The organism is Paenibacillus haidiansis (assembly GCF_036553665.1).
Taxonomy (GTDB): domain Bacteria; phylum Bacillota; class Bacilli; order Paenibacillales; family Paenibacillaceae; genus Fontibacillus; species Fontibacillus haidiansis.
On record NZ_JAZHPZ010000007.1, the window covers coordinates 1 to 25,329 of the forward strand.

Genomic DNA, 25,329 nt, shown 5'->3' on the forward strand with positions numbered 1-25,329 from the left:
TAAACTGGTACCCATACACTGGACACTTAGAAAAAAGTGTTTAGCGTATGGGTACCTTTTTGTATACTGGAATCAATAGTGGGGGCGAGGGCATGAGTAAGAAACTCTTTAATAAAAATGAACGTACGCTTTTAGCGAATAATCCAAATGTTTTGCGGGTCAGTGAGAAATCAATCACGTATGCCGATGCGTTCAAACGCGTATTCATCGACCAGTATCTATTAGGAAGGACTCCTCGAGAGATTTTTGAAGCAAACGGCTTTGACGTGGAGATGCTCGGGATCAAGCGAGTCGAGCAGAGTGCGGATCGTTGGAAGAAAGCCTATGACAAAGACGGAATCATCGGACTGGCGGATTCACGCAAAGAGGCAGCTTTACGTCCGTTGAAACCAACGTTATCACCCGATGAGATTATTGCCCAACAAGAAGCAAAGATCAAGCTGCTGGAGGCACAACTGGAATACGTAAAAAAGTTAGACAGGAGCGAAAGGAGGCTGTTAGCAAACGGAGAAAACCTAGGTAAAAGTGAACGATTCGAACTTATCCAGGGCGCGATTGAACAAGGATACACACGCATGACGGGCTTCCTTTGTGAGCTGCTAGACGTATCACGCTCAGGCTATTACAACTACCTTTTATCTGCCGGTAAGCGTGAAGAACGTATGCGAAGGGATGAACAAGCCGGAGCCCTTGTTAAGAAAGCCTTTCATCGAAGAGGATTCAAGAAAGGTTCGCGCTCGATCAAAATGACACTGGAACATGAGTATGACACGGTGTACAACCTCAAGCGAATCAAACGACTCATGAATAAGTTTAATCTCATATGTCCCCATCGACGGGCCAATCCGTATCGGCGTATGGCGAAAGCAACACTCGAGCATCGCACCGTTCCTAATGAGCTGCAGAGGGATTTCAAGAAGGGGATTCCCGGACTTGCGCTGCTCACCGACATCACCTATCTCCCGTATGGCAAATCGCAGACGGCTTATTTGTCGACCGTGTTGGATGCCGCCACAGGCGAACTGCTTGCCCATAACTTCTCCACTACCCTCCATTTAAGTCTTGCGACAGACACCGTTAAATCATTAACGAGACAGCGTCGATTGAAGCTCCATAAGGACGCCTTCATCCATTCAGATCAAGGGAGCCACTACACAAGTCCCACCTACCAGCACTTATTGAAAATGAAAGGCCTTGGACAGTCCATGTCGCGACGCGGAAACTGCTGGGATAATGCCCCTCAGGAGTCCTTCTTTGGACATTTGAAAGATCATATAAAAAGCCGAAACTGTGCAACACTGGCTGAATTGGAACGAGAGATTCATCGCTACATTCGCTATTACAATTACCACAGATATCAATGGGGACGAAAAAAAATGACTCCTGTTCAATACAGGAATCATCTTTTAAGTGCGGCTTAACCCTTTTTTTAAAGTGTCCTTGACTAAGGGGCCAGTTTATCCGTGTTCGGATGGAACTTCTTTTTTTTAATGCCCCTGGCCAATAAATAAGTCGATCCGGCTTTTGATCGCATCCCGGACGTTTCTAAACTGCGCCATGATCTCTTCTTCGGTACCGGTGGCCTTCGCCGGGTCGTCGAAACCCCAATGCCATTTAATCACATTTGGATTCATGATAACGGGGCAATGCTCATCAGCATGTCCACACAACGTAATGACATAGGTTGCTCGGTTTAGAATTTCTGGATCGATCACGTCTGAACTATTTCCGCTAATATCAATGCCGACTTCTTTCATAACTTGAACTGCTCGTGGATTCAGTCCATGCGCTTCCAGGCCGGCACTTTTAACTTCGTATTTTTCTCCACTCAGAGCGTTTAGAAAGCCGTCAGCAATTTGGCTGCGGCAAGAATTCCCCGTACACAAAAAATAGACAAGTGGTTTATCGTTCATTATCAATTACTCCTTTTATGTTTGATTTTATAATTAGCCTATAACCTTAAGCCATAAGTACAAACCACAGAGTGTTATGAGCAACACGGGAATAGTCAGGACCATCCCTGTCTTAAAATAAGCACCCCATGAGATTTTAACGCCTTTGCTAGACAGAACATGGAGCCATAGCAGGGTAGCGAGCGAACCGATCGGCGTTATTTTCGGACCCAGGTCAGAACCAATTACATTTGCGTAAATAAATGCTTGCCGCAGGATCCCCGTTGGGTTTGTTCCGTCTATAGCCAAGGCATTGATCATAACTGTAGGCATGTTATTCATAACAGATGAGAGGATAGCCGCTATAAATCCGGTACCAACTGTTCCGATGAATAAACCTTGTTCGCCAACCCAGTTAAAGACAGCCCCAAGTCGATCTGTCAAACCTACGTTTCTAAGCCCATAGACGACAACATACATACCAACGGAGAAGACAACAATAGACCAAGGTGCGCCTTTAACAAGTTTCCAAGTATGGATCTGCTGACTCTGTTTTGACAGAAGCAAAAAGACGATAGCTACAGCCCCGGCAATAATGGATACGGGAACTTCGATAAATTCGCTTAATAAATAAGCAATAAGAAGGACACCAAGGATGACCCAAGAAATCTTAAACATTCGCATATCTTTAATGGCATCTTTGGGTTTCCTCAGTTGTGATAAGTCATAATGCTTAGGAATGCTCTTCCGGTAGAATAAATACAGGACAAGCAAACTGGCCGCGACCGAGAAGAGTGTGGGTACGATCATGCGGCTTGCATACTCTACGAAACCAACACCAAAGAAATCGGACGACACAATATTCACCAGGTTGCTTACAACCAGCGGCAAAGAAGCCGTATCGGAAATAAACCCGCTAGCCATGATGAAGGGGAGAATCATCCGATCGTCGAATTTGAGCGCCCTTACCATAGAGAGGACGATTGGCGTTAAAATGAGCGCTGCTCCATCATTTGCGAAGAAAAAGGCGACTGCGGCACCGAGCAAGATAACATAAACAAACATGAGAGTGCCATTGCCGCGGGCAAAACGGGCCATATGAAGTGCGGACCATTCAAAAAATCCGATCTCATCCAGGATTAAAGAGATCAAAATAACCGCAACGAATGCAAGTGTGGCATTCCATACGATCTGAGTCACATCCCAGACGTCTTGGAAATTAACAACTCCGCAGATTAAAGCAACAATCGCACCACCGCAAGCGGACCATCCAATTCCAAGCCCTTTGGGCTGCCAAATAACAAAGATCAAAGTAACAAGAAAGATAATAGAAGCGATGGCGAGCATAGGACCTCCATTTTAACAACAACTATTCGGTTTATGAGCATCGATTTTGTCCTTCATGGAAGGAAGATGAATAAAGATCTCGTGCAAATAAGGCTTGTCGCTCATGTTAAGCGAATAATATATCCACTGGCTTCGGCGAGTCTCGTTTACGATGCCACCTGTCTTAAGTTTTTTTAGATGCTGACTGATATTCGGCTGAGTTGTCTCCAAAATATCAACAATATCGCATACACACATTTCTCTTTCCTTGAGCAAGGCTAGAATCGTTAATCGAGTCTTATCAGAAAGTAATTTCATCGTCTCCGCCATCTCAGCGATAGATGTTTCGGACAGAACCATATTTTTTACTCCTTTCTTATTTCATCAGTAATGTTTTGGCAGGTCGATTATATAATCATTCAGTTATATTAGCAAGTGATTATATTCGATCATATTTTAACATTTTAATGATTGGCAATGACTTTAAAATTTATTTAATCAATTTATTTTGATTAATACTTGAATTTTCCAATTGAGCGTGTTACGATGCTTTCATCAAAATAATTTGATGTATGGAGGTTAATCTAATGATTAGCTATTACTTGTTTGAACGACTCATGGAATATCAACAAAAAGAAATTGAACAAAAAGCGCGGCACGCATGGAAATGGGCGATCATGAAAGAAGAGAAGGAAAAGAAAGCATCTCTGAATATCACTCAGCCAATTGCGAATTGTTGCCCAGCTTGCTGCTAAATGGAGGTGTCTACATGATTAAAGAACTCCCGGTTATTTCACAATCTCAAGAGGCTGTTGACTTTGCCAGCTATGAAGCCAAGTTTAAAGCTTTAGCTGATCAAAAACGTTTACAGATTATGTATGAGCTCACTCAAAAGGGAAGTGTGTGTGTATGCGACTTGGTTGAAATCGTAAATATGCCTCAGTCTAAACTCTCTTATCACTTAAAAATCTTGCTTGATGCCGGTTTAATTACTCGAGAGACGAAAGGGACATGGAGCTATTACGAGTTAAATCATACTGAAGTAAATCGATTATTGTCGCCTGAACTGTGCTGTATCTTCCGGAAATTAGACGATCGGCAAAGCGGTTGTTGTTCGTGATCCCACATAGTGGGTTTCATTTTAAACTATTAATCAAATTAATTTGATTTATTGAAGGAGAGGTAATCCATGAGCCAAATGAAAAATGATGAAGTTCGTCAGCATGTACGTAATCGTTACAAACAAATTGTTGTGGAGAGCGGCTCTGATTCAAGTTGTTGTTCGCCAAGTCCATCAGCTACTAGCTGCTGCGGTACGCCTGATGAAGTATCCGCAAAACTGGGATACTCGGAAGAAGAATTGTCGGCTGTTCCGTTAGGATCGAATCTTGGCCTTGGTTGCGGAAATCCTCAAGCCATTGCATCGCTGAAGCCTGGGGAGGTCGTTCTCGATTTAGGCAGTGGAGCCGGCTTTGATTGCTTTCTGGCATCCAAGCAAGTAGGGGAGTCGGGCAAGGTCTACGGGGTCGATATGACGCCGGAAATGGTGAGCCGTGCACGGCACAATGCTCAAACTAACGGATACAACAATGTTGAATTCCGGCTTGGTGAAATCGAACATCTGCCTATGTCCGATAATTCGGTAGATGTAATAATTTCAAACTGTGTGATTAATTTGTCTCCGGATAAATCTCAAGTTTTCAGTGAAGCATTCCGTGTATTAAAGTCCGGTGGCCGTTTAGCCATTTCCGATGTTGTGGCGACCGCCGAGTTTCCGGAAGAAATCAAGAGTGATCTTGATTCCTTGGCCAGCTGTATATCTGGAGCATCTACGGTAGATGAAGTCAAAGAAATGCTAAAATTGAGCGGATTTACGAATATAATTGTTGAACCTAAAGACGAATCGCGTGAATTTATTAAGGACTGGGTACCGGGCGGTAATATTGAGGACTATACATTGTCAGCAGTCATTAAAGCCATTAAACCATAGTGATTTGCGTTAATAATCCGAAGATTTCAAGTATAAGAGAAATCTTCGGATTATCTTTAGAGAGAAAAACACTCGGGAAGGACTTCGATACTTTTATTCCTCGACAAGGATGCCCGCAGCTTTCAAATGCCCATAGCTAACAATTCTACTAAACTGAGATGAAGCTTCTTCAACAGAAAGAGGCTGATCGTTTTTAATCCACCAATTAACAACCCCCATGAAAGCCGATACAAGATATTCAAGCAGCAATTCCTTAGAAATCGCTAAATGCGATTGGCCCTGAGAAGGATCGCCCACCCCATTTAATTTATCTTTAATGATATTCTCCATTTTTGCTCTAAACTGATAGATTCTGTTCTCTTCAATTAACATGGCATAGTAAAAGGTCTTGTTGCATGAGATATGTTCTAGGACAGTTTTCATGACCGTTTCAAGTATAGAAATGCTGAAGGGATTCATGCTGACGGGACAAAGAACGACGGCATCCTTTAGTTCGCTCAACAATTCATTTATACATGTTTCCAATAAATCAGGCTTGTTTTGATAGTGAAGATAAAAAGTGTTTCGGTTGATTATGGCCCGATCGGCAATATCCTGGATGGTTATCGATTCATATCCCTTTTCCTGAATAAGCTCATAAAATGCCTTTCGAATGGATTGTTTCGTGCGTAGTATTCTCAGGTCGGTCTTTTTGTGCATTTTTTTGATCCTCCTAAGTTTATTTTGAGTCGTTATACGACAAAGTTTGATGAGTTGTCTGTTATCCTTCAAAACTAAAATTATTGAATATTGAGTGTAATTATAGCCTTTATTATAATGAGCGATAGATAAATAAACAACAAGTGCTCATTATTTATCAAATGATTGTAAAAACCAAGGAGGATACCCAAATGATATCAGAAAATCAAAATGAGCTTGTTCTAAAGGCAGTCGCTGTACTGGAAAGTTTCGAGAGCGGAAACCCCGAAGCGATTACGGCTTACGTAAATCCAAATCAATATATTCAGCACAACCAAAGCTTACTCGATGGTCGTGCAGCCATGCTTGGTGCACTTGATCATTTAAAGCAAATTGGTACAAAGGTAAGTATTAAGCGTGCTTTGGTTGATGGAGATTATGTAGTTCTTCACTCCGTATATGAGTTTTTTGGTCCCAAAATCATTATTGATATTTTCCGCTTTGAGGATGGATTAATTGTTGAACACTGGGACAACATGCAAGAGATGGAAGGAAAGACACCAAGTAATCACACGATGATTGACGGACCAGTTACGGTAAAGGATATCGACAAAACGGATGCTAACAAACAATTTGTCAAAAACTATGTTGAAAACATCTTGCTTGGGAAAAACCTAGGCCTGCTAGCCTCTTACTTTGATGGGGACAATTACATTCAGCATAGTCCGCATATTGCAGACGGCCTGTCCGGTCTCCATGCAGCATTGCAGGCTCTGAATGAGAAAAACATAAAATTCGAATATACTCATCTCCATCAAGTGATTGGACAAGGTGATTTTGTGCTTGCAGTGAGTGAAGGTCTATTCGATGGTCAAGAAACTGCTTTCTACGACCTGTTTCGCGTAGAGAACGAAAAGATCGCTGAGCATTGGGACGTCATCGAGGCCATATTGCCGGTAGAGAAACGAAAAAATTCGAACAGTAGATTCTGAGGATTTCCCTTCAAATGGATATAAAAGCGTTGCTTAAGCAGCGCTATTTTTATTCGTAACAAAGAGATCATCAACTATATGTCTATTGTAAACGGACAAGGAGTAGAGAAGTATGAGCATACTGAAAGAAAAAATGACGTGGCTGGGAGTGGCAATCGTCCTGGTCGTGTTGATTGTATTCGGATTTGCGATGATGGGTTCAGTGCTTGGGTCAGAGCCAAAGGAGCTTCCAGTGGCCCTCGTGGTCCTTGACCAACCGATGGAGTTGCCAACAGGCGGAACGTTAGAGGTAGGGAAGATGATCCAGACGACATTGAGTTCGAACTCGGCGCTGCCGTTCGTCTGGCATGTTGTGGGCTCCGAGGAAGAAGCTCGGAAAGGACTGGATAATCACGATTATTACGGAGCGTTGGTACTTCCGGCTGATCTGAGCAGCTGCTTGTATTCATTAGTAACCTCTTCGCCGATCTACCCTCATGTGAAGATCATATCCAACGAAGGAATGAGCACTCAAGCCTCGACGGTAGTAACACAGGCATTGGAGCAAGCTCTGAGAATGATCAACGTAGAACTGTCACTTCAACTGCTTGAGCAGTTCGTACAGCAAAAGGAGCAAGTTCCAGTTGAGACAGCTAAAGCTTTAGTGACGCCCGTGAACATTCAGGAAGAAGTCATACATTCACCGGGGATGAACAATGCGTCGGGGAACGCGCCGGCTTTGTTGACCCAGATTATGTGGATCGGAAGCCTGGTGACTGGAATTTTCTTGTTCCTAGCTGGCAAGAAAGAGGTTGCCGCAGCTTCAAGTAGATGGTCGGTCATCGCGGTGCAAGCGATCGTGGGACTTGCAATCATCAGCATTGCATCAGGATTTACTATTTGGATGGCCATGTCGTGGTACGGCATGGAAATGGCAGATGCAGGGGGGACTTGGTTGTTCTTATGGCTGGCCGGATCGACGTTTTTCCTGCTGCAATCTTCCTTGCTGAATTGGATCGGATTCCGGGCGATGCCGCTGCTCGTACTTCTGATGTTCTTCTCCATCCCGCTGCTGAACATGGCTCCCGAGTTCTTGCCACAGATAACACGAGATTGGATCTACTCGTGGACGCCATTACGGTTTGCGGCAGACGGGTTGCGAGAAGTGATGTACTTCGGCGGACTGGATGCGGCCTCTTCAAATGCATTGATCTTGTGGGGCGTAGCCGGGGGATTTCTTGTGCTGCTGCTCGCTTCAGGATTTAAGGCAGGGCGATCAACGGATACCGTTACAAACTCCTAAACTAAAAGAGTAGGAGCGATTAATGTTAAATGTTCGGTTTTTGGCTTGTTGACAAGAACATCGTACCATTGCCGATTTGATGATGAGAATGAAGGAGAAACCCACCGTTATAGGCTGACCGGCATTCGGTGGGTTTTATTAATATTGATAATAATCTAATTAGGTTTCTCTGTCCAAATAAAACAGTTGCTAAGAAAAGGTTTATCAAGATACATGATTAGACTTAGATTAGACAAGATCTTGGTAGGACGGATATCAACTTATATACATATGTACAAAATACGAGTTTTGTGAAGAAGTAATATGATAAATTTAAAAAGCGGCTTTCTCGGCATTATCTTTTACACGACTACCTTATTTGGCGGCTTTCTTTTACGAATAGTATTTTAATCTTTATTAACTACATTCCTGGCTACTACTCTTCATTTACTTTTGCGCAACCCGCAAGGAGTTCTTTTCAAAATTTCGCTTGCGGGTTGCTTATATTGTAGTTGCTTTGCTACTGATACTTGAGCTTCAGCCGACTTTGTGGCTTGTCATTGATTGTCATGATAAAAATATTCGATGCGTTAATATTCCGATTTTCGTCACCCGGGCTTTCTAGTACCAAGTAAAAGTTTGGTCTTTTGCTGATCATCATCTAAGAATCTTTCTTGTGGCATCCGCAATTCGCATTCACTGAATAAATGTAATTGATTCAACTTTATGTAAGCGTTACCACTCATAACGCATAGAAACTATCGTCAAGTTAAGTCCTCCCTGAGCAAGTACAAACGAATTCAAGCCAAATCCCAACCCGGCAAATATTCCTTCGTATTCAGCAGCATTTCCCGCATCAAGGCTCTCGCGTCCTCTACGCCCAGTGCCACAAGCGGGTCGGCCGAAAAGGCGCGAAAAGCGAGGTTTTCGGCCCTTTCCAGACCGGCCCTTAATGTCGTCTCCTGGTTCACGACGTGCCGCATCACCAGCGACTCAACCTCTGCCGGCAGGCGGCCGGCGGCAACCGGCGCGATTCGGTTGCGCGAGAGCACGGCATTGGTTTCGACGACGGCGTTCATCGGTAGCCCGGCCATTTGGCCGATGTTCGGGAGGTTCACATTCGTCACCATATCGCCGAGACCCAATAACGCCTTGATCTGAAGCACGCCCTCCTCGCCAGAGCCCTTCGGCTTTAGCTGCTCCTCCCCGTTCACCAACCGTTCGGATTGCTCGATCAGGCGTTTCCGGTTGTCCATCCGCCAGGATACCGGTGTTAAACTGAATTTCCAGGAAGCGATATCCTGCGGAGAAGACAAATAGGATTTGCCGCAGAATTCGGCCAAATGGCGGTCACCGGCAGCCGCAATCAGACCGTAACGCCGGTACAAATCAAATTTGACGCGGTGGGCCGATTCGAAATAGCTATTCATCCAATTCTCTATATCATGCTTGCCAAAGCCTTCCTCGTAATACTTCCCGGCGAATTCCTTATAGATCGGCAGCAGATCCATTCCGTCGTATTCCGCGGAGTCTATCCAGGTGAAATGGTTGATCCCCAGCACATTTGTGTTGATTTCCTCACGCCGAACCCCGTTTATGCCCAGCATATCCTCCAGCATATCGGCGAGCAGCTTTTGCACTCCAAACACTTCATGGCAGCAGCCAAAAGCTTTTATTTCCGGAAAAACCTCATACAAAGTCCGGGTGCATACCGTCATCGGATTCGTATAGTTGATGACCCAAGCTTCCGGGCAAAACGATTTAATCGCTTCGGCAAATTGAACATAAGTCGGAATGATGCGCAGGGCGCGGAGAATGCCGCCGGGACCGACCGTATCGCCAACCGATTGGTAGATTCCGTACTTTTCCGGAGTATGAACATCGGAAGCCATAGCTTCAAAGGTTCCGGGCAGAATCGATATGATCACGAAATCCGCGCCGCGCAGGGCTTCTTCCAGCGAATCCGCGGTCTCGTATTTCCATTGACCCTTGGATTCGGGCAGCGCGGTCAAACGGTTTCCGATGATTTCGTTCCGGCGGGCCGCCTCCTTGTCGATATCGTACAGCTTCACCGTACCGGACAATTCCTCGCTTAGCGCGAGATCGCTCATGAGCCCCCATGCCCATCCGCGGGAGCCCCCTCCGATGTAAGCGATTTGCAGCTGCTCGATGCGATTGCCTTGCTTGATCATGTTTACTCCTCCTCCATTTTGTCATTATTGTTCCTGTGATCCCTTCTCGAGTAGAGGTTATCAAAATAATAGATTGATTTCTCCGCGAATAAACGCATTTAATCAAGAAATCCCGCCTTTTTTGCTATAATAAAATGAAAAAATACGCTCGGAAGGTGATCTCAATGTCGCTCCCGCAGCTCCCGGATCTGCTCCGCTTCGGGCAACAAAATGATCCGTTCCATCTCGAATTCGATCGAAGAACGGGTCACTACACGATGGCGGCCAATCACTACCATGAGGAATACGAACTCTATTATTTATTTAACGGCGAGCGGAACTACTTCATCAAAGACAGCGCCTACCACATTCATTCCGGAGATCTGGTATTGGTGGAATCCAACGCCGTGCATAAAACCTCCGATATGGGTGTGCCCAACCATGAACGGGTCGTGCTTTATTTTACGCCCGCTTATTTTGACGGATATTCGGCGCAAGATCGGGAGCTGCTTCTGGCCCCATTCACCCATGGTAACCCGCTGATGAAGCTAAACCTGCAGCAGCGGCTGCAGGTGGAAGGCTTGCTCTCTTCCCTGCTCGCGGAGCTGCATGCCCGTCCGCCCGGCTATCAGCTACATATTCGCCATATGGCCGGGGAACTGCTGCTGTTTATAGCCCGGAGCTTTCAAAGACGCGAAACGAATCCGCACTATGAACCCACTCCCGCGCAGAAGAAAGTATCGGATATAGTCCGGTACATCAACCTGCATTTTAACGAGCCGATCGGGCTGGACAGCTTGTCCCGCCGATTCTTCATCAGCAAGAGTCATCTAAGCCGGATGTTTAAGGAGGTAACCGGCTTCGGCTTCTCCGAATATATCAACATTACTCGCATTAAAGAAGCCGAGCGGCTGCTTCGTGAAACGGATCACAGCATCACTCGGGTGTCGGAGCTCGCCGGATTCGATAACTTTTCGCACTTCGGCAAAATGTTCAAAAAGCTGTCCGGCCTCACCCCGCGAGCCTACCGAAGGCTTGGTCGGAATGAATGAGATGCTCACGGTCACTTGGTAACATTGAAAGGCTTGCACCTAAGCAACATATATCCCCCGGCAACAATAAAAAATAAAGCGCTGGTCGCCAAGAAACTCGTTAAACTGGCGGATATATCCGCGAACTGGATCGCAAAGACAATGCAGATAATTACCGCGGTGTCGAGCAAAGCTAGAGGAATCATTTTGAATATGGAGACGTTTCTATTTATTTCTTTCATATTCCATAATGTGGCGATCAGTTCCATAGCAAGGATGCCGGCGGCTGCGCCTATGTATCCGTATCCGGGGATGGCTATAACAAAATATTGAATCACTATGGAGCAGCAAATCCCGATGCCGAGGCCGAAGAAAGGAATCTTTTTATTATCTTGAACCCACAGGATGCTCGTCGTCATCTCCCGCAGCCCCACGATCACGGGGATGACCGCTAAATATCGGATTAATTGACCGGCTTCGCCGGTATTAAACAGAAAAAACGACAGCTCATTGGCATAAACAAAAATATAAGAACCCGAGATTAAGCCCCAGAGCCAGCTTAACTTCATGGCCAACTGCAAAAGCGTTTGTGCCCTTCCCCCCCTTTGCTGCGATTCGGCGGCGATTCTCATGGTCATCGTATGGCTTAAAGCTTCCGTGATCAGGGAAGGAGTATACACTAATGTAACGGCCATTCCGGTAATGACCCCGTACATCGATGTGGCTTCCGAGGGACTGTGCCCGGCGATCATCAAACGATTTGGAATCAAAATGGCATCGATAAACTCGGAGGCCGGAACCAACAGGCGGGTAAGCGAAATCATCAGAGAGGTCCGAAAAAACCAGACCATAGGCAGAGAAACGCCTTCTTTAGAAAGACGGATTCGGGATGAATTCGCCGCACCGTAGATGGATACATAAACGGTTAATATGACAAAGGAAATGAGCACGCTCAAGAAGGTGGCATACAGACCTTTGCCGACGGCTATCTCTATGCCGAAAGGAAGGCAATAATAAATAATCAGCACCATAATAAAGATCCGGCAGGCCTGCTCGATTACTTCGGAAGCCGCGATAATGCCAAAGCGCTCCATCCCCTGCAAATAGCCCCGTAGCAGGCCCAATAAAGGAGCGGCCAAAATGGCCGGCGCTAAGCTTTTCAGCGCATGGATTAAGCCGGGATTGCCCAAGAGCCCCGCAATTATGGGGGCTTCCCAGAAAACCGCAAGGCTGATCATCCCGCTCGAAAATATGATGCCCACCGATAAAAGCTTAAGCAGCTGCCACCCCTGGTTCGGCTTCTTGGCCGTGATGATCGCCAAAGCGGTCGGCAGGCCCCCAAACAACGTAACCAGAAAACCGTATAAGGAGTAACCCATTTGGTAGAGCCCGATTCCTTCCGCGCCTACCAGCCTGACGAGGATGACCCGGCCGATTAGACCAAACAGCTTCACAACGGTCATCGCGCCGGCTCTGATCGCGGACTGCAATAATAAATGAGGATTTTTCATGTTTCCCCCAAGGATAACGTTATACCTCATTTTTATTGCACTTGAAAAAAAGTTATGCTGACAAGCACCTCATTCGTCGTTAATATGAATCAGCACATATTTGGTATAACGATCCCAGCCCAAATCAAATGGCACGCGGTAGCGGTCCGCGGTGTGTGAATTGACAAGCGGGTATCCGTAATCGTCGAATCCGACAATCACCGAAAAATGATCCACATCGTTTCCGTCTATAATATACCCGACCAGATCCCCGGGCAGCAGACGAGCGATCGCTCCTTGAGGATGTTCCTTGGTCGGCTCAACAATATGCTGAAAATCTCCTTTACCCACGAGCTTTCCGTACCCGCTCCGCGTGAGGAAATAACTGAAGGAGTCCGTCCGAACCCAATATTGAGTGCCGCCGGAATGTTTGCCGTAGCGCCAATTGCTCGTCATGGGGAGCCCGCCCCCCTTCTTATCTCCGATCACTTGCGAAGCAAAATTGGTGCAGTCTCCTCCCCGGCTTGTATAATCCAGGTAATATTGGTTGTAGCGCCGGTTATTCCCGGCCCCCCAGGCTAATCCGGCATACTTGTTCGCGTAAGCGACCGCCTGCTTCCGGTTGAATTTCTTGCCGCCGTCCCAATCCACCTTGGTTTTGACGGAAGGAGCCACACCGGTTTTAGTTTCGGCGATTTTGTCGGGATTTTCGTCAAGCGGGTCCAGATACCATTCCCGGGCGATCTTCCACTCGCCTTCCGATTTCTTTAAGGTGATAAAATGACGGGTGCCGATGCCGAAAGATTGAACGGGAACAATCTCATTCAGATAATCGTAGCTGATTTTCAGGGATTGAACTATAGACACAACCGCGGTTTCGTCGGTTACTTTGGTCCGCACAATCCGGATTTCGCTGTCCGCATCAATCAGTTTGATCGCTCGGATGGCCGCCCAGGTATTGATATATTTAACGCGTCTAAATTCGTTAAACAGGGCGTTTCTGCTCACTTTATTGGTTAAGTAATCGGCCTCTAGATCCGATATTTTCTGATTTACCAAGACATCGGCTCTCTTGTCGAACACATGCTTCAAATAAACTTCAACTTCATCTTTAGGCTTGTTTCTTTTGGCCAAGACCTCTTCACCGCGATATAAGCAGCATACCGACAAAACGATCATGCATATCATCCATTTGCCAATTGTTCTCATTTGTCATCACCATCCAGCTTTGCAAAGACAACAAGTCTTTTCTCATGTTCTTTTTTCTTACGGCTGTATTTACCGGTACAGGTTATCAAATTAAGACGAATTTCATCCGTTTCGCCAAAGATTCGTTCAATAGGCGCTTCGGACGTATTAAATGCTTCAACCGATTCGACCCTGTAGATCAAAGAGCGGTCCGATTTCCGGTTTCGGACAATGATCGCGTCGCCGGGCTGCAGTTTTTTCAGATCAAAAAAAATGGCGGGGCCCGTATAACTGTCCACATGCCCGTCCATGACCATATTGCCCTTCTTCCCGGCAAGCGTTCCCGGATGCAGAATTCCTACAATTCGGTCCGCTTCGGGATATCCATCTGCCCGTTCTCAAGCACCCCAACCGGTACGACTTGCGCGGAAACTTTAATGGCGGGAATGATTAAATGAGTTGGGATGAAGGGCGAAACGGCTTCCTTTACGGTAAGTTTCTTTGCTTGAACCGAACTTTTGTTTTCCGGGGTCCAATTGGTCTTTTCCGGAACACGGGTACGGGAAGATTGAACGGGAGCAGGTGCTGGACTCTGAGTTTTGTTGCCGGCGTCCTGAGCGCAGCCGGTAAAGCAAACGATAAATGATAATAAAAGCAGCGACCGTTTCATCCCTTGCTTTATCTTCATATTAAGAAAGAAAGAGGGATTGTAGGCGCCCTCTTTCATCCCCCTATTCGGTTTGTTCGCTCGCGCCGCCGAAACCGGATTTCGGCATTTCAGTAGCCTTGGTTTTGATGCTCTTGGTCTTCATGCTTTTTGCTTTGATCTTGCCGGCGCCGGTAGATTTTTTATGAACACCTGCTTTATGAGTGGCTTTGGCGCGAATTTTTTTCGCTTCCTCTTTCTTCTTCACACTCTTCTGATGAATCTTTTGTTCCTGTTTTTGGCCGACCGGAGCAGCGCTCGCGCTAACGGCCGAGACCGAAGAAAGCAACAGACACGCTGTCAAAATGGCAACCGATAACTTTTTCATCGTATTCCTCCTTTGGATTATTGATCCCCAGAAAATATGGTAACCAATTTTCCAAACTTTAAAGATGGGATCTTTTTACCATTTACGCAAAAAAGCGCCGCAAACTATGCGTTTGCAGCGCTTAATATAATCAATTAATTATGTTGCAGCAATTCGGACATGATGAGCAAAACCAGATCGCTGCGCGTCAACGTTGCGTTCGCTTCCAAGCCTGACGTATTATTGACTGGGCCGCTAAAGGCAGCGAAGACCTTTTCGGCTTGCCCTACGGTCAGAGTTTGATCCGGCCCGAAGTTGTTGTCCCCGAACGGGCCCATGAATCCGCCTTCCGTAAGGGCGGCAACTGCGGGCAATGCCCATTCCGGAATACTGTCTTCATCGCTATATCCGCTATCTCTCGAGGATTCCTCCAATTTAAAAATACGGTTAACCGCTACCGCAAATTCGGCGCGCGTTACGTATTCGTCCGGACGGAAGGTTCCGTCGCCATAACCCTCAATAATTCCTTCTCCCGCCGCTTGTTCGATCAGCGCCGCATTCGGATCATTCGCGATGTCCTTGAAGCGGTATGAATTCGGAGCGTTCGTGCCTTCTCCCGGCTCCTGGCTTGAGCCCGTGTTCGAGCCCCCGGCTTCTCCAGGAAGGGCGGCTCCCTTCAAATCCGTGATCCGGCCTTCCGCAGCGATGTTCACGGCGCCGACCTTCTCCAGATATTCGCGGAACACTTCATAATCGACCAGGTTCAATTCATAATAACGGCCGTCATTTTTGGCCTGTTTCATCGAACTGTAGAAATCGCCGCCATCGGCCATATAAGAATTTGTGGCCACGATATAGTAGCCCTTCGGGTCGATATCGGAATACGTGCCGTCTTCATTTTGGATTTGGACCTTCTCGATGCGTTGTCCGGTTTGCGTCTTCGCCCCGGTCACATCATCGATCACTTCCGGATCTCTGGTCGAATCGTAGTAGAAGCGCAATCCCGAAACCTGCGGGAACCGGCCTTCGCCGTTCTCGACACCGCTTACTCCGTTTTCCAGAGCCGCGATGATCTCAGTGCCGGTCATTTTAAGTGCGCTCAAGTTGTTGCCGAACGGCATGGTCGTCAGCAATTCGCCGAGCGTGATATCTCCTGTGTCGATCGAAGCGCGGATGCCGCCGCCGTTTTGAATCGTGACATAGCCTTTAACATCGGACTCTTTCACAATGCTCATGACTTTCGAACGCATCCCGTCGGCGACCAGATTGCCGAGGTTCGTTTCCTGCTTGCGCACATTGTCGCGCTCGCCGTCAAGATTTACATCGGACTTCCCGACGACCGTCTTTTTCAGTTCTTCCAGCGGAGCCGTATACTCGGCCAGCTTGGCCGCGGCCTTTGCATCGCCTTGAATCAAATAATTGCCGGCATCGTCCTGGGCGTTAAGATCGATCAGCTTGCCTTCCCATGTATCCAGCACGCCGTTTTCGTCAAACGTCACATCGAGCTGTCCCAGATGTTCGTCATATTCGCCCGTTTGCACGATCAGTGTCGGCTCGGCTTCAGCATGGTGCACTTCGGGAACGTCAAGCTGGGTATGGGAATGGCCGCCGACGATGATATCGATCCCGTCTACGCTCTCGGCCAGCTGCTGATCCACCGTATACCCGAGATGAGACAATACGATAATCTTGTCGATGCCTTCCGTTTCAAGCGCATCCACTTGCTTTTGGGCGCTTTCTACCTCATCCAGAAATTTAATGTTGGGTCCCGGTGAAGAAAGTACGGAGGATTCCGGAGTGGTAAGACCGATAATGCCGATCTTTTCGCCGTCGATTTCCTTAATCAGCGACGGATAAATATGACCCGCTTCCCCGGGCGCTCCGATTCCGCTTTGGAGCACACCGCTAAGCGCGGGTTCGGCGCTGAAATCGACATTGGCACTGACAAACGGGAATTTGGCTTGTTTCACAAATTCGGCCAAGGCGCCGGGGCCTTTATCGAATTCATGATTCCCGAAGGTCATCACATCGTATTTCATTTCATTCATAAAATACAGATCCGCCAGACCGCTGAATTGATTGAAATACAGCGTACCCGAGAATACGTCTCCCGCATCGAGCAGCAGGGTATTGTCGGTTCTGGCACCCTGCACGGCCGTTACCCGCCGGTCGATGTTGTCCAGGTGGGCATGCGTATCATTGGTATGCAAGATCCGCAATTGAAATTCCCCGGAACCGCCTGCGCTCTCGGCCGCGCTGACCGTCCCGCCGGCCGCCCCGGGAACCAGTCCGGCAGCGACGACCGCGGCGGCAAGAAGCTTGGCGAGTGACTTGTTCGATAACCGCATCTACTAAATCCTCCTCTTTCACTTATCAAGTTTACTATTACACTATTTAATATAAATTTAATAGATTTGGATGTAAATAATTCGAACAAACTACGCTATTTAAATTTACAAAGCATTAACAAAACTCGCTTATCTGTTGCTTTTTCTCATATTGAATGGATATTTTCGGTCCTGCGAGGGCAACTTAGGGTAGTAGAATGTAGTAGAATCTGCCTAGTCCAAACTACTTCGGAGGTATGCAATGAACAGTCAACGCGCAAAAGAAATCGCCGACTCACCCACGATGGTGAACGTGACTTGCGACGGTGTTTCGGTCTATATTCAGCATGTGGACGAAAAAAAGGAAACGGCACGTATCTATCCGCTCAACGACCGGGAAAATGAACGCGAAGTCGCCTTGTCACAACTTAACGAAGGGTAGCAAAACAGGAGGCGATGCACCCGGCATCCCTCCTGTTTTGTTGACAGAGGTTTGTTAATGAAATTTAAGTTTACATAATATATATTATGTTATTTGTCATTTGCTAATTTTTCCAACTTACTTTTTTTCTATAACCGCAAAATAGTTATTCTCATCGTCGGCAAAGTTGAATACCCGTCCTTGCGGCATATTCACCAGATCCCCGACCGTTATTCCTTTTTCCTGAAAGGCTTGGTACAAGCCGTCCAGATCATCGTCATAAAACATGAGGGACGGTGTATTCAGGTTCAGCTCCGGCTGCATCCGGGCGATCAGTTGCTTGTTATGAAGCACGAAAGAAGTTTGGGCTCCTTTGTTCGGTGCAATTTCGATCCAACGCATCCCTTGGCCGTTATCCTCTTCCGAAATGACGACAAATCCGACTTTGTCGGTCCAAAATCGTACCGCCTGATCTTGGTCGTCCACGTAAAGCATAATTTGGCCGATTTGATTGATCATAATCCTGTTCCTCCTATTGGATGGATTGTCCGGCATAATGCCTCAATTTTAATATACTTAATTTCAATATACATGTATACATTAAAGACCGGAGGATTTAAGCGTATCCATAATAAAACCGCAAGTTGGCTCATTTGAGCCCGCTTGCGGTTTTGATTTAGTGCGCCCGCCAAGTTATCGCCCATGCCGGGCGCACTAAAAAAGGCTGTCAAGACTTTCTTGACAGCCTGAAAGCTACGTAAACGCAGCTACTTAATTAATATAATTTGATTAACTAATTTACTACAACAGAGCCTTTTGAAACACTGTTTGTATAAAGGATTATTAATCTCAAAGTATAAAAAAGCATTTATTAAAAACTAATTTCAAATTGGTTAATGGTAAACTCGTCAGAGGATAGGTTCTTCAGCCATCCTAAGTAATAATCATCTACGGGAGTGTAATACAAAGCTGATAGACTAGATGTTGTACCTTCAAATGCCCATTCTTCTCCTGGGGTGTAATAAGCTCTAACCCATGCACGATGCTTTGCAGATCTGCTTAATTGGTATTTAATGATCATCTCTGTATCCTCGACTGCATATAGACCCGAGCTCTGACCAACCGGATAAAAATACGCACCTTCATTATTTTCCAAAATTATCCCTTTCCAAACCATTTGAGGCTTAATAGTACCATTTTCTGCGCTCTGCATAGGAATAATTCCTTCTTCGATGACTTTGCCATCAGCATCAATCTTTGTATAAGCCCAGGTAATATCAGTGCTAGAAGACGCTCCTTTGGCACCATCAATAGATGCTGCAGTGCTTACCGATACTGCTAGAAAAAGTGACAAAAATAAAACTGATAATAAACTCATCATTTTTTTCTTCATATTATATCTCCTTAAAATTAAAATTAATAGGGTAGAATGAATTGCAAATTTGTAAAAATAAAATATCAGTTTTGTATGAGCTTTAACGCTCCCTCTTTCAAAGCAATTGTGTCAGAACTTGCATTTATTATGTAAAAGTAATATTGCCCTGATTCCTCAATAGTTAAATTGTAATTTCCCTTTATTTGATCGAATTTTTGCCATGGATTTAGGACACCGTCTTTAATGTAACCAATTAATATATTTTGATTTTCAACCACCTCCGATTTATACTTTTCAAATGCATATTCTACAGAATCACCACTTTTTAGTTCCCACCCCCTTCCCCTAATATCAGTTAAGACGCTTATCGAACCATTTACAGTAATTATCTCTGGAGAAATAAATACTCCCTTTTTTTCATTTGTTTTAATCTCAATAATTGATGTAGGTATAAAATTCTCTTCCATTATCTTTGTGATAATCCTGTTTTCAGGAAGAGTATTTCGTGTTCTTTTCATTAATTCTTCTGGTGATAACTCAACTCCGTTAGAATCAATAAATGCCCCGTTTCGATATATAATATAATCGCCCCTTGCTTCTTTTCCAATCAAATGGCGATTATAATCGGTTATTAACTCTGTTTGTTTAATTTCTTTAGGAATACAAGCCGTAATTGTTGATAAACCAACAACGATTATTCCGATAAACAATTTTTTTTGGATCCTTTTAGAGTTATTATCTTTAAACCCCATAAATATGAATCACCTTTCGTTTTAGCATCAATAAACCAGCATGTTATATATTAATTTTATGTAATAAGATACGCTGTCTACTTACTCAAACAATCCACATTTGGAACAATCAATTAATGTATAACAAATTATAACATGGTAATACATGGTTTTCAATCCATTTGCTATGATTTTAGAACAATTGTGACATTATAAAATAAAAACATCTGTCTCACATTATGGTGGCAGTCCCTAGTGTCTGCAAACTGATGAGCAGCTTTTTATAATCTGATGTTGCTTTATTACTTGTTGAGTTTCGTCTTTTTGATTTATGTTTGTCTTTAGTTCGAGATAAAAACTTATATCGCTAGAAGCGAAAAACTCGACTCTTTAAGTTGTATATGCTCCTGTTTATGTCCTCCGACCCTTTTGTCCGGCTTCAACCAGCCGATTTGTCAAACATAAATTCGCTTCGGGCCCACTCCACTCCAATATTATTCTTCTATTGATATCGTTGATTTACAAAAAGCTCACCAAATTCAATAAGTAGTAGACTTACGCCATATTGTACTTTTGGAACAAGTACTTGGTCCCTTATAAAATAGAAGACCCAGCGGGATACCGGTTCTTATGGAAGTATGTTATTGTCCTCTGACACCGCAAGCGGGCTCATATCATATGGGCCCGTTTGCGGCTTTGATTATTTAGTACTCGTAATTTCCATTCGCCACGTCCACGGTAACTGTGAAGATCTTGTTGTCAAATTCCATCCCACAGGAGTCGAACTCCAAAATATCTTTTTGTTGAATATCCGGCATCCCCTATTGGCAGTAGACATACACTATAAAAAGCAGGACTGGCTTTCGATCCGCTACAGTCTGGGTCAAATCCGTTACAATTCAATCTGCGAAGGATGATTTCAAGTGGTGAACATACAGATCATACGCGGCGGAAGCAGAGCCGATTTGTTTCGCCGTCTCGCGAAGAAATTTCTCTTCATCACGGCCGGCTCCGTCATTCAAGCTTTCGCAATGGCGATGTTTCTGTTCCCTCATGCCATCCCCTCCGGAGGAGGTGCCGGAATCGCGGTTCTCCTGAGTCATAAATTCGGATTGCCTGTAGGCTTCGGCCTATGGCTGGCCAATATTGTTTTTATCCTCTTCACGGTTCATTATCTTGGCAGCGTCAGCGCCGTCGGGACGATATTCGTCATCACGGCAACTTCCGTTTCGGTAAACTTTTTCGAGGTCTTTTTGGAACCGCCATTCAATAATGTATGGATCGATCTATTGGTAGGCTCAGTTCTTCTAGGAACGGGGATATCCATCCTGATTCGACAGCGGGTATCTAACGGTGGAATCGGATATATCGCCCTGGCGCTTTACAAATACAAAAGAATCAATCCGGGCACCTCCTTGTTTTGGATGAACGGATTGATTTTTTCTCTTACCGCTTATGTGATCGATTGGAAAATTATCATCCTTGCGTTTGTCTGCCAATGGCTGTCGACCCGGATTATCAACTGGCTTCACCAATTTCCCGGACTCAAATCGATTTATCATCCCGCTTGGCGCAAAAAGTAATTATTTAACTGCATTAACAAAATGAGCTGCAGAAACTGGAATCGGGCCTCCCTCCACCCGGACTTTCTCAATCAACGGCACGGTATTCCGATTTACCTTCATGACAAAATCCGAGCTTATCTCCTTCGCACAAAGCGAAATGTCCTCCGCCAAAAATTCGGGTTTATTAACATCATAAAATTTTTGAGCCGCTTCCGAGGCGCGGATCCGTTCCATCGTTTGATCGGCCGACGGAACGTTCAAGCCCCGGAGAATACCGGCCATATATTGCGCGCAAGCCAGATCATCGTCGCCCGACGGATGGGATGCGATGATATTGACGGCCCCTGTCCGTCCCGTAGCGCCGAATTTGCTTTTTATAAATTCCGCCGTCGTTTTAGCATTGGAAAATCCGGTCACAAATGTGCAATCGGCATTCAATGCGTTTAAGGTTGCTTTTACTCCATTGGTTGTCATTTGAATCAGGTATTTCCCCTCCAGATCATCCCGCTTGGTCAAGCGTTCGGGCGAATTATCCAGATCGAACCCTTGAACGTGAAGCCCTCCAATTTCGCCCGCCAGCAGAAATTCCGGATTCCGTTGTTTTAAACGGAACGCTTCCTCCGGATTACCTGCCAGGACGATGCCCTCCACCCCTTTAATAAAAGCGTAATGCGCTACGGTAAAGGCCCGTATCACATCAATTACGATATTGATTTGCGAAGGGCCCGGTATGGGGCGGTGTCCCTGAATAATCCTCAAGGTCATTAAATAACTCCTCTCACTAAAGCACATAGGCCACATTTTTTAACATTATATTTTCCGGCGAAAAGAGTGCTCCTTTCCGTGAACCGAAAAAGGAATACAAATGATGGGACTTGCAAATAATTAGTTTGCGGTCTCGCGTTTTACCGGGAATTTGCAGTACCGGATATTCCATCAAAGGAGCCGATACTTTATGGAAAAGACAAAAACACGCGTCAGTTTTAAGCCCGATTTCCAAATAACCGGCGCAACGGAAGCCAAAGACGCTCCATCCAGGTCGGACAAGGACTCCAAGGGACATATCCGGGAGTTCATCGCCTTGGCCACAATTCCGATTGTGCTTGTTTTCGGCAACTCGATGCTGGTGCCAATCCTCCCCATCATGCAAAGAGAGCTTGGGATCAGCAAATTTCAGAGCAGCTTGATCATCACCATTTTTTCATTGGCATCGGGGATTTTCATTCCGATCATCGGCTATTTATCCGACCGGTTCGGCCGCAAGCTCATCATTATACCGGCGCTGATCGTTTACGGCGGAGCCGGAATTTTGGCCGGGTTCGGAGCCATTTGGGGCTCTTATTCCTTGATTCTGGTAGCCCGGGCGATACAAGGCCTCGCCGCGGCGGGAACGGCACCGATCGCTATGGCGCTTGTCGGCGATTTATACAACGGTGCGACGGAGAGCAAGGCGCTTGGCTTGATCGAAGCTTCCAATGGCGCGGGAAAGGTACTGAGTCCGATTCTCGGCTCCCTGCTCGTTTTAATCGTCTGGTACGCCTCCTTTTTCGCTTTCCCCGTATTCTGCGTGTTATCGCTGCTGGCCGTCATCTTTATGATCAAAGAGCCGAAACATGGTCAAAAACAGGAATTAAAAAAATATTTGGGCAAGATCAAGGAATTGTTCGCCCAAAAGGGAAAGTGGCTCATCACCTCGTTTTTTGCGGGATCCTTAGGCCTTTTTATTTTGTTCGGGATGTTATTTTATTTATCCAACATCCTTGAGGAGAAGCCTTATAATATCGACGGTGTGCTCAAAGGCGCGGTGTTGGCCATCCCGTTATTGGGTATGGTCGTCACCTCGTATACAACGGGCAGCTTGATTAAAAAGAACGGCAAATTGATCCGCTGGCTGATCAATATCGGGCTAATCGCCATGACGCTCTCGCTCGCCGCCACGATATTCTTTTTGAAGAATATCTATTTATTTATTGCGCTTATCACGATCAGCAGCATTGGCACCGGGCTTCTGCTGCCTTGCCTGAATACCATGATCACCGGTGCGGTGCAAAAGAGCGAACGCGGCATGATTACCTCGCTGTATAACAGCTTGCGTTTTTTGGGGGTAGCGGCCGGCCCGCCGTTATTCGGCTGGATGATGGATAAATCCGATAGTCTCGTTTTCATTACGATGTCCGCGCTGTCGCTGATTGCGCTCGGTTTTGTGTTTTTTCTGATCAAGCCCCCTCCTCAAATCGACTGAACCGTATCCGATCAAAGACAACAAATTCATGGGCACATGTCATAAATCATGCGCATAAAATGCCTATGTCAGTTGGATCACGAAAAGTCAAAAGAATTGAGGAGAATTGAAATGAAGAGCTCTTTACATGCCGTTTGGCCGACAGAATTGTATGACCCGTGCGGTCATCGCAAGCAGTCCGAATGCGAAAGCGTACCCAGTGCCCCGGTAAAAGCGGAAGCCCGGGGACGTACGATGGTCATCGACAAGGGACTTGGCAGAAACGCATTCATGGATTTGATGGAAACGGGCGCAAATTATATCGATTGCATCAAATTCGGATTCGGCACCGCCCCTCTGTATAAGACCGAATTGCTGCTTTACAAAATTAACTTGGCCAAACAGAACGGGATTATCGTCATGCCGGGCGGAACCTTATTGGAAACGGCCGTACAGCAAGACGTCGTTCCTGAATTTTTTAACACCATATGTAAGCTGGGCTTTAATGGTGTTGAAGTATCCGACGGTACGATCGAGCTCCCCCGTGACAAACGGACGGAACTGATCCGGGAGGGTAAGAAGCGGGGACTCTCCGTTTTCTCGGAATACGGCAAGAAATTGTCGGGATCGCGGATCGATGCGGCCATTCTGGCGGATACGCTGGAAACCGATTTGGAAGCCGGGTCAGAGCTTTTAACGGTCGAAGCCCGGGAATCGGGACTCGGGGTCGGGGTTTTCGATGATCTCGGAAACTGTCGGATGAATATTATGGACGATATTTTAAACTTTGTCGCCGACCCGAGACAGTTGATGTGGGAAGCGCCGCTAAAAAGCCAGCAGGCGTTGTTCCTGAACAAATTGGGCCCCGAAGCACATTTGGGCAATATTCCGCCAAGCGATGTTCTTTCACTGGAAGCGATGCGCCGGGGGCTCCGCCAGGATACGTTCGAACTGGGAATCAAGGAGAAGCAAGATAAAGAGATTCAGGAATTCTTTTATGTAATATAGCCCTAAATAAGGGCAACGACAAAATGCCCAAAATCCGCATTTTATCGTTGCCCTTTGTTACAAGATTTGCTTCTCCATCACATAATCGTCCATCACAAACCCGCCCCCGATATCGGCAACTTGAGTGCGGATCGTTTTGAAGCCTTTCTTCTCATAAACCGCGATCGTTGAGGCGTTGTACCGGTTTACGGTAAGCCAGATGGCCCGCAGCCCGCGGTTTTGGCAGACCGCAACCAAGTGCTCCATCGCCTGACTTGCGTATCCTTTGCCGCGGTGCTCTTTTTGAATGTAAAATTTGCTCAGAAACAGCTTGCCGTCTTCCTGCTTGATGCCCAAATAGCCGATATAACGGTTCTCAACGGTCATAAAATAATATTCATACCCTTGATGCCGAATTTGATCCGTAAGCGCGGAATAGGACTGGAATTTATTCACCATATAATCGATTTGGTCATCGGAAAGAATCGTTACAAAGTACTCGTGCCATATTTCCGACGCCAGCCGAGCCAGTTCCGTAACCGCTCCCTCCGATTCGATGCTTGTTAAAGTTAAAGCCGGTACCATGAATATAACTCCTCCTAAACTAGCAAAATTGCAAAAAGCCTATGCATATTAGCATAGGCCTCTTCATGCGGATGCGCAAGGTTTA

The 25,329-nt window shown here is 45.9% G+C and carries 27 protein-coding genes; 11 read left to right on the forward strand and 16 right to left on the reverse strand.

The genetic code is table 11. The features are described from left to right. Positions 1-92 precede the first annotated feature (92 nt). A complete protein-coding gene (locus V3851_RS15000; protein WP_331847368.1) occupies positions 93-1,421 on the forward strand; it encodes an IS3 family transposase in 1,329 nt (442 codons plus the stop codon). Between the two features lie 66 nt (positions 1,422-1,487). Here V3851_RS15000 and arsC read toward each other — a convergent pair whose 3' ends face one another. From arsC to V3851_RS15015, 3 genes are read right to left on the reverse strand one after another with little or no spacing between them, the layout of a single operon-like run. Then, complete coding sequence (gene arsC / locus V3851_RS15005) at positions 1,488-1,913, reverse strand: arsenate reductase (thioredoxin) (protein ID WP_331847369.1); 426 nt, start codon at positions 1,911-1,913, stop codon at positions 1,488-1,490. 33 nt (positions 1,914-1,946) lie between these two features. After that, positions 1,947-3,239: an arsenic transporter gene (locus V3851_RS15010; RefSeq protein ID WP_331847370.1), complete on the reverse strand. Its 1,293-nt coding sequence runs from the start codon at positions 3,237-3,239 to the stop codon at positions 1,947-1,949. A 12-nt stretch (positions 3,240-3,251) separates the two neighbouring features. Next, positions 3,252-3,578 (reverse strand): ArsR/SmtB family transcription factor, encoded by a 327-nt coding sequence (locus tag V3851_RS15015; RefSeq protein WP_331847371.1) that lies wholly within the window; start codon positions 3,576-3,578, stop codon positions 3,252-3,254. Positions 3,579-3,805: 227 nt separating this feature from the next. Between V3851_RS15015 and V3851_RS15020 the strand changes: the two genes are divergently transcribed. The 3 genes from V3851_RS15020 (at position 3,806) to V3851_RS15030 (ending at position 5,208) form a co-directional block, all read left to right on the forward strand. Next, entirely contained in the window at positions 3,806-3,973 is a 168-nt protein-coding gene (locus tag V3851_RS15020; protein WP_331847372.1) for a hypothetical protein, read from the forward strand. Between the two features lie 14 nt (positions 3,974-3,987). After that, positions 3,988-4,338 carry an ArsR/SmtB family transcription factor gene (locus V3851_RS15025; protein ID WP_331847373.1) on the forward strand — a complete coding sequence of 117 codons (351 nt, stop codon included), beginning with the start codon at positions 3,988-3,990 and terminating at the stop codon, positions 4,336-4,338. A 69-nt stretch (positions 4,339-4,407) separates the two neighbouring features. Next, positions 4,408-5,208 (forward strand): arsenite methyltransferase, encoded by an 801-nt coding sequence (locus V3851_RS15030; protein WP_331847374.1) that lies wholly within the window; start codon positions 4,408-4,410, stop codon positions 5,206-5,208. 93 nt (positions 5,209-5,301) lie between these two features. Here V3851_RS15030 and V3851_RS15035 read toward each other — a convergent pair whose 3' ends face one another. Further along, positions 5,302-5,907, reverse strand: a complete 606-nt coding sequence (locus tag V3851_RS15035; protein WP_331847375.1) for a TetR/AcrR family transcriptional regulator — start codon at positions 5,905-5,907, stop codon at positions 5,302-5,304. Between the two features lie 191 nt (positions 5,908-6,098). Between V3851_RS15035 and V3851_RS15040 the strand changes: the two genes are divergently transcribed. Further along, a complete protein-coding gene (locus tag V3851_RS15040; protein WP_331847376.1) occupies positions 6,099-6,878 on the forward strand; it encodes a nuclear transport factor 2 family protein in 780 nt (259 codons plus the stop codon). 112 nt (positions 6,879-6,990) lie between these two features. Then, positions 6,991-8,160, forward strand: coding sequence for a YhgE/Pip domain-containing protein (locus V3851_RS15045; protein ID WP_331847377.1), 1,170 nt, complete (start codon positions 6,991-6,993; stop codon positions 8,158-8,160). A gap of 779 nt (positions 8,161-8,939) precedes the next feature. Here V3851_RS15045 and V3851_RS15050 read toward each other — a convergent pair. Continuing rightward, positions 8,940-10,331 (reverse strand): family 4 glycosyl hydrolase, encoded by a 1,392-nt coding sequence (locus V3851_RS15050; protein ID WP_414859322.1) that lies wholly within the window; start codon positions 10,329-10,331, stop codon positions 8,940-8,942. A 164-nt stretch (positions 10,332-10,495) separates the two neighbouring features. On the opposite strand from V3851_RS15050, the gene V3851_RS15055 reads away from it, so the two are divergent. Next, positions 10,496-11,362, forward strand: a complete 867-nt coding sequence (locus V3851_RS15055; RefSeq protein WP_331847378.1) for a helix-turn-helix transcriptional regulator — start codon at positions 10,496-10,498, stop codon at positions 11,360-11,362. An 11-nt stretch (positions 11,363-11,373) separates the two neighbouring features. Here V3851_RS15055 and V3851_RS15060 read toward each other — a convergent pair whose 3' ends face one another. From V3851_RS15060 to V3851_RS15085, 6 genes are all read right to left on the reverse strand, one after another. Then, positions 11,374-12,852, reverse strand: a complete 1,479-nt coding sequence (locus V3851_RS15060; RefSeq protein WP_331847379.1) for an oligosaccharide flippase family protein — start codon at positions 12,850-12,852, stop codon at positions 11,374-11,376. Positions 12,853-12,921: 69 nt separating this feature from the next. Further along, positions 12,922-14,040, reverse strand: coding sequence for an amidase domain-containing protein (locus tag V3851_RS15065; protein ID WP_331847380.1), 1,119 nt, complete (start codon positions 14,038-14,040; stop codon positions 12,922-12,924). Beyond that, on the reverse strand, positions 14,037-14,336 hold the full coding sequence (locus V3851_RS15070; protein WP_331847381.1) for a class F sortase: 300 nt from the start codon (positions 14,334-14,336) through the stop codon (positions 14,037-14,039). The genes V3851_RS15065 and V3851_RS15070 overlap by 4 nt, the downstream gene beginning before the upstream one ends. Positions 14,337-14,377: 41 nt before the next feature. Continuing rightward, positions 14,378-14,746, reverse strand: coding sequence for a sortase family protein (locus tag V3851_RS15075; protein ID WP_331847382.1), 369 nt, complete (start codon positions 14,744-14,746; stop codon positions 14,378-14,380). Between the two features lie 4 nt (positions 14,747-14,750). After that, on the reverse strand, positions 14,751-15,053 hold the full coding sequence (locus V3851_RS15080) for a hypothetical protein (RefSeq protein ID WP_331847383.1): 303 nt from the start codon (positions 15,051-15,053) through the stop codon (positions 14,751-14,753). A 134-nt stretch (positions 15,054-15,187) separates the two neighbouring features. Further along, positions 15,188-17,380, reverse strand: coding sequence for a 5'-nucleotidase C-terminal domain-containing protein (locus V3851_RS15085; protein ID WP_331847384.1), 2,193 nt, complete (start codon positions 17,378-17,380; stop codon positions 15,188-15,190). A gap of 241 nt (positions 17,381-17,621) precedes the next feature. Here V3851_RS15085 and V3851_RS15090 point away from each other — a divergent pair, with 241 nt between their 5' ends. Beyond that, the gene (locus tag V3851_RS15090) at positions 17,622-17,801 is read left to right on the forward strand and encodes an H-type small acid-soluble spore protein (protein WP_331847385.1); all 180 of its coding nucleotides are present in this window, start codon (positions 17,622-17,624) and stop codon (positions 17,799-17,801) included. A gap of 117 nt (positions 17,802-17,918) precedes the next feature. On the opposite strand, the gene V3851_RS15095 is transcribed toward V3851_RS15090, so the two are convergent. From V3851_RS15095 to V3851_RS15105, 3 genes are all read right to left on the reverse strand, one after another. Further along, entirely contained in the window at positions 17,919-18,299 is a 381-nt protein-coding gene (locus V3851_RS15095) for a VOC family protein (protein ID WP_331847386.1), read from the reverse strand. A gap of 352 nt (positions 18,300-18,651) precedes the next feature. Beyond that, on the reverse strand, positions 18,652-19,173 hold the full coding sequence (locus V3851_RS15100) for a hypothetical protein (RefSeq protein WP_331847387.1): 522 nt from the start codon (positions 19,171-19,173) through the stop codon (positions 18,652-18,654). 65 nt (positions 19,174-19,238) lie between these two features. Next, positions 19,239-19,907, reverse strand: a complete 669-nt coding sequence (locus tag V3851_RS15105; protein WP_331847388.1) for a hypothetical protein — start codon at positions 19,905-19,907, stop codon at positions 19,239-19,241. Positions 19,908-20,812: 905 nt separating this feature from the next. On the opposite strand from V3851_RS15105, the gene V3851_RS15110 reads away from it, so the two are divergent. Continuing rightward, a complete protein-coding gene (locus tag V3851_RS15110; RefSeq protein ID WP_331847389.1) occupies positions 20,813-21,469 on the forward strand; it encodes a YitT family protein in 657 nt (218 codons plus the stop codon). Here the strand turns inward: V3851_RS15110 and V3851_RS15115 are convergent, their stop codons facing one another. Beyond that, the gene (locus V3851_RS15115; RefSeq protein WP_331847390.1) at positions 21,470-22,216 is read right to left on the reverse strand and encodes a 2-phosphosulfolactate phosphatase; all 747 of its coding nucleotides are present in this window, start codon (positions 22,214-22,216) and stop codon (positions 21,470-21,472) included. Between the two features lie 190 nt (positions 22,217-22,406). On the opposite strand from V3851_RS15115, the gene V3851_RS15120 reads away from it, so the two are divergent. Then, positions 22,407-23,693, forward strand: coding sequence for an MFS transporter (locus V3851_RS15120; RefSeq protein WP_331847391.1), 1,287 nt, complete (start codon positions 22,407-22,409; stop codon positions 23,691-23,693). Positions 23,694-23,804: 111 nt separating this feature from the next. Continuing rightward, on the forward strand, positions 23,805-24,680 hold the full coding sequence (comA, locus tag V3851_RS15125; protein WP_331847392.1) for a phosphosulfolactate synthase: 876 nt from the start codon (positions 23,805-23,807) through the stop codon (positions 24,678-24,680). 57 nt (positions 24,681-24,737) lie between these two features. Here the strand turns inward: comA and V3851_RS15130 are convergent, their stop codons facing one another. Then, positions 24,738-25,244 carry a GNAT family N-acetyltransferase gene (locus V3851_RS15130; protein WP_331847393.1) on the reverse strand — a complete coding sequence of 169 codons (507 nt, stop codon included), beginning with the start codon at positions 25,242-25,244 and terminating at the stop codon, positions 24,738-24,740. Positions 25,245-25,329: the final 85 nt, after the last annotated feature.

Excerpts from the sequence above, each read along its gene's own strand:
- V3851_RS15000 (WP_331847368.1), top strand. The coding sequence starts at position 93 with ATGAGTAAGAAACTCTTTAATAAAAATGAACGTACGCTTTTAGCGAAT.
- arsC (WP_331847369.1), bottom strand. The coding sequence starts at position 1,913 with ATGAACGATAAACCACTTGTCTATTTTTTGTGTACGGGGAATTCTTGC.
- V3851_RS15010 (WP_331847370.1), bottom strand. The coding sequence starts at position 3,239 with ATGCTCGCCATCGCTTCTATTATCTTTCTTGTTACTTTGATCTTTGTT.
- V3851_RS15015 (WP_331847371.1), bottom strand. The coding sequence starts at position 3,578 with ATGGTTCTGTCCGAAACATCTATCGCTGAGATGGCGGAGACGATGAAA.
- V3851_RS15020 (WP_331847372.1), top strand. The coding sequence starts at position 3,806 with ATGATTAGCTATTACTTGTTTGAACGACTCATGGAATATCAACAAAAA.
- V3851_RS15025 (WP_331847373.1), top strand. The coding sequence starts at position 3,988 with ATGATTAAAGAACTCCCGGTTATTTCACAATCTCAAGAGGCTGTTGAC.
- V3851_RS15030 (WP_331847374.1), top strand. The coding sequence starts at position 4,408 with ATGAGCCAAATGAAAAATGATGAAGTTCGTCAGCATGTACGTAATCGT.
- V3851_RS15035 (WP_331847375.1), bottom strand. The coding sequence starts at position 5,907 with ATGCACAAAAAGACCGACCTGAGAATACTACGCACGAAACAATCCATT.
- V3851_RS15040 (WP_331847376.1), top strand. The coding sequence starts at position 6,099 with ATGATATCAGAAAATCAAAATGAGCTTGTTCTAAAGGCAGTCGCTGTA.
- V3851_RS15045 (WP_331847377.1), top strand. The coding sequence starts at position 6,991 with ATGAGCATACTGAAAGAAAAAATGACGTGGCTGGGAGTGGCAATCGTC.
- V3851_RS15050 (WP_414859322.1), bottom strand. The coding sequence starts at position 10,331 with ATGATCAAGCAAGGCAATCGCATCGAGCAGCTGCAAATCGCTTACATC.
- V3851_RS15055 (WP_331847378.1), top strand. The coding sequence starts at position 10,496 with ATGTCGCTCCCGCAGCTCCCGGATCTGCTCCGCTTCGGGCAACAAAAT.
- V3851_RS15060 (WP_331847379.1), bottom strand. The coding sequence starts at position 12,852 with ATGAAAAATCCTCATTTATTATTGCAGTCCGCGATCAGAGCCGGCGCG.
- V3851_RS15065 (WP_331847380.1), bottom strand. The coding sequence starts at position 14,040 with ATGAGAACAATTGGCAAATGGATGATATGCATGATCGTTTTGTCGGTA.
- V3851_RS15070 (WP_331847381.1), bottom strand. The coding sequence starts at position 14,336 with ATGGTCATGGACGGGCATGTGGACAGTTATACGGGCCCCGCCATTTTT.
- V3851_RS15075 (WP_331847382.1), bottom strand. The coding sequence starts at position 14,746 with ATGAAAGAGGGCGCCTACAATCCCTCTTTCTTTCTTAATATGAAGATA.
- V3851_RS15080 (WP_331847383.1), bottom strand. The coding sequence starts at position 15,053 with ATGAAAAAGTTATCGGTTGCCATTTTGACAGCGTGTCTGTTGCTTTCT.
- V3851_RS15085 (WP_331847384.1), bottom strand. The coding sequence starts at position 17,380 with ATGCGGTTATCGAACAAGTCACTCGCCAAGCTTCTTGCCGCCGCGGTC.
- V3851_RS15090 (WP_331847385.1), top strand. The coding sequence starts at position 17,622 with ATGAACAGTCAACGCGCAAAAGAAATCGCCGACTCACCCACGATGGTG.
- V3851_RS15095 (WP_331847386.1), bottom strand. The coding sequence starts at position 18,299 with ATGATCAATCAAATCGGCCAAATTATGCTTTACGTGGACGACCAAGAT.
- V3851_RS15100 (WP_331847387.1), bottom strand. The coding sequence starts at position 19,173 with ATGAAGAAAAAAATGATGAGTTTATTATCAGTTTTATTTTTGTCACTT.
- V3851_RS15105 (WP_331847388.1), bottom strand. The coding sequence starts at position 19,907 with ATGGGGTTTAAAGATAATAACTCTAAAAGGATCCAAAAAAAATTGTTT.
- V3851_RS15115 (WP_331847390.1), bottom strand. The coding sequence starts at position 22,216 with ATGACCTTGAGGATTATTCAGGGACACCGCCCCATACCGGGCCCTTCG.
- V3851_RS15120 (WP_331847391.1), top strand. The coding sequence starts at position 22,407 with ATGGAAAAGACAAAAACACGCGTCAGTTTTAAGCCCGATTTCCAAATA.
- comA (WP_331847392.1), top strand. The coding sequence starts at position 23,805 with ATGAAGAGCTCTTTACATGCCGTTTGGCCGACAGAATTGTATGACCCG.
- V3851_RS15130 (WP_331847393.1), bottom strand. The coding sequence starts at position 25,244 with ATGGTACCGGCTTTAACTTTAACAAGCATCGAATCGGAGGGAGCGGTT.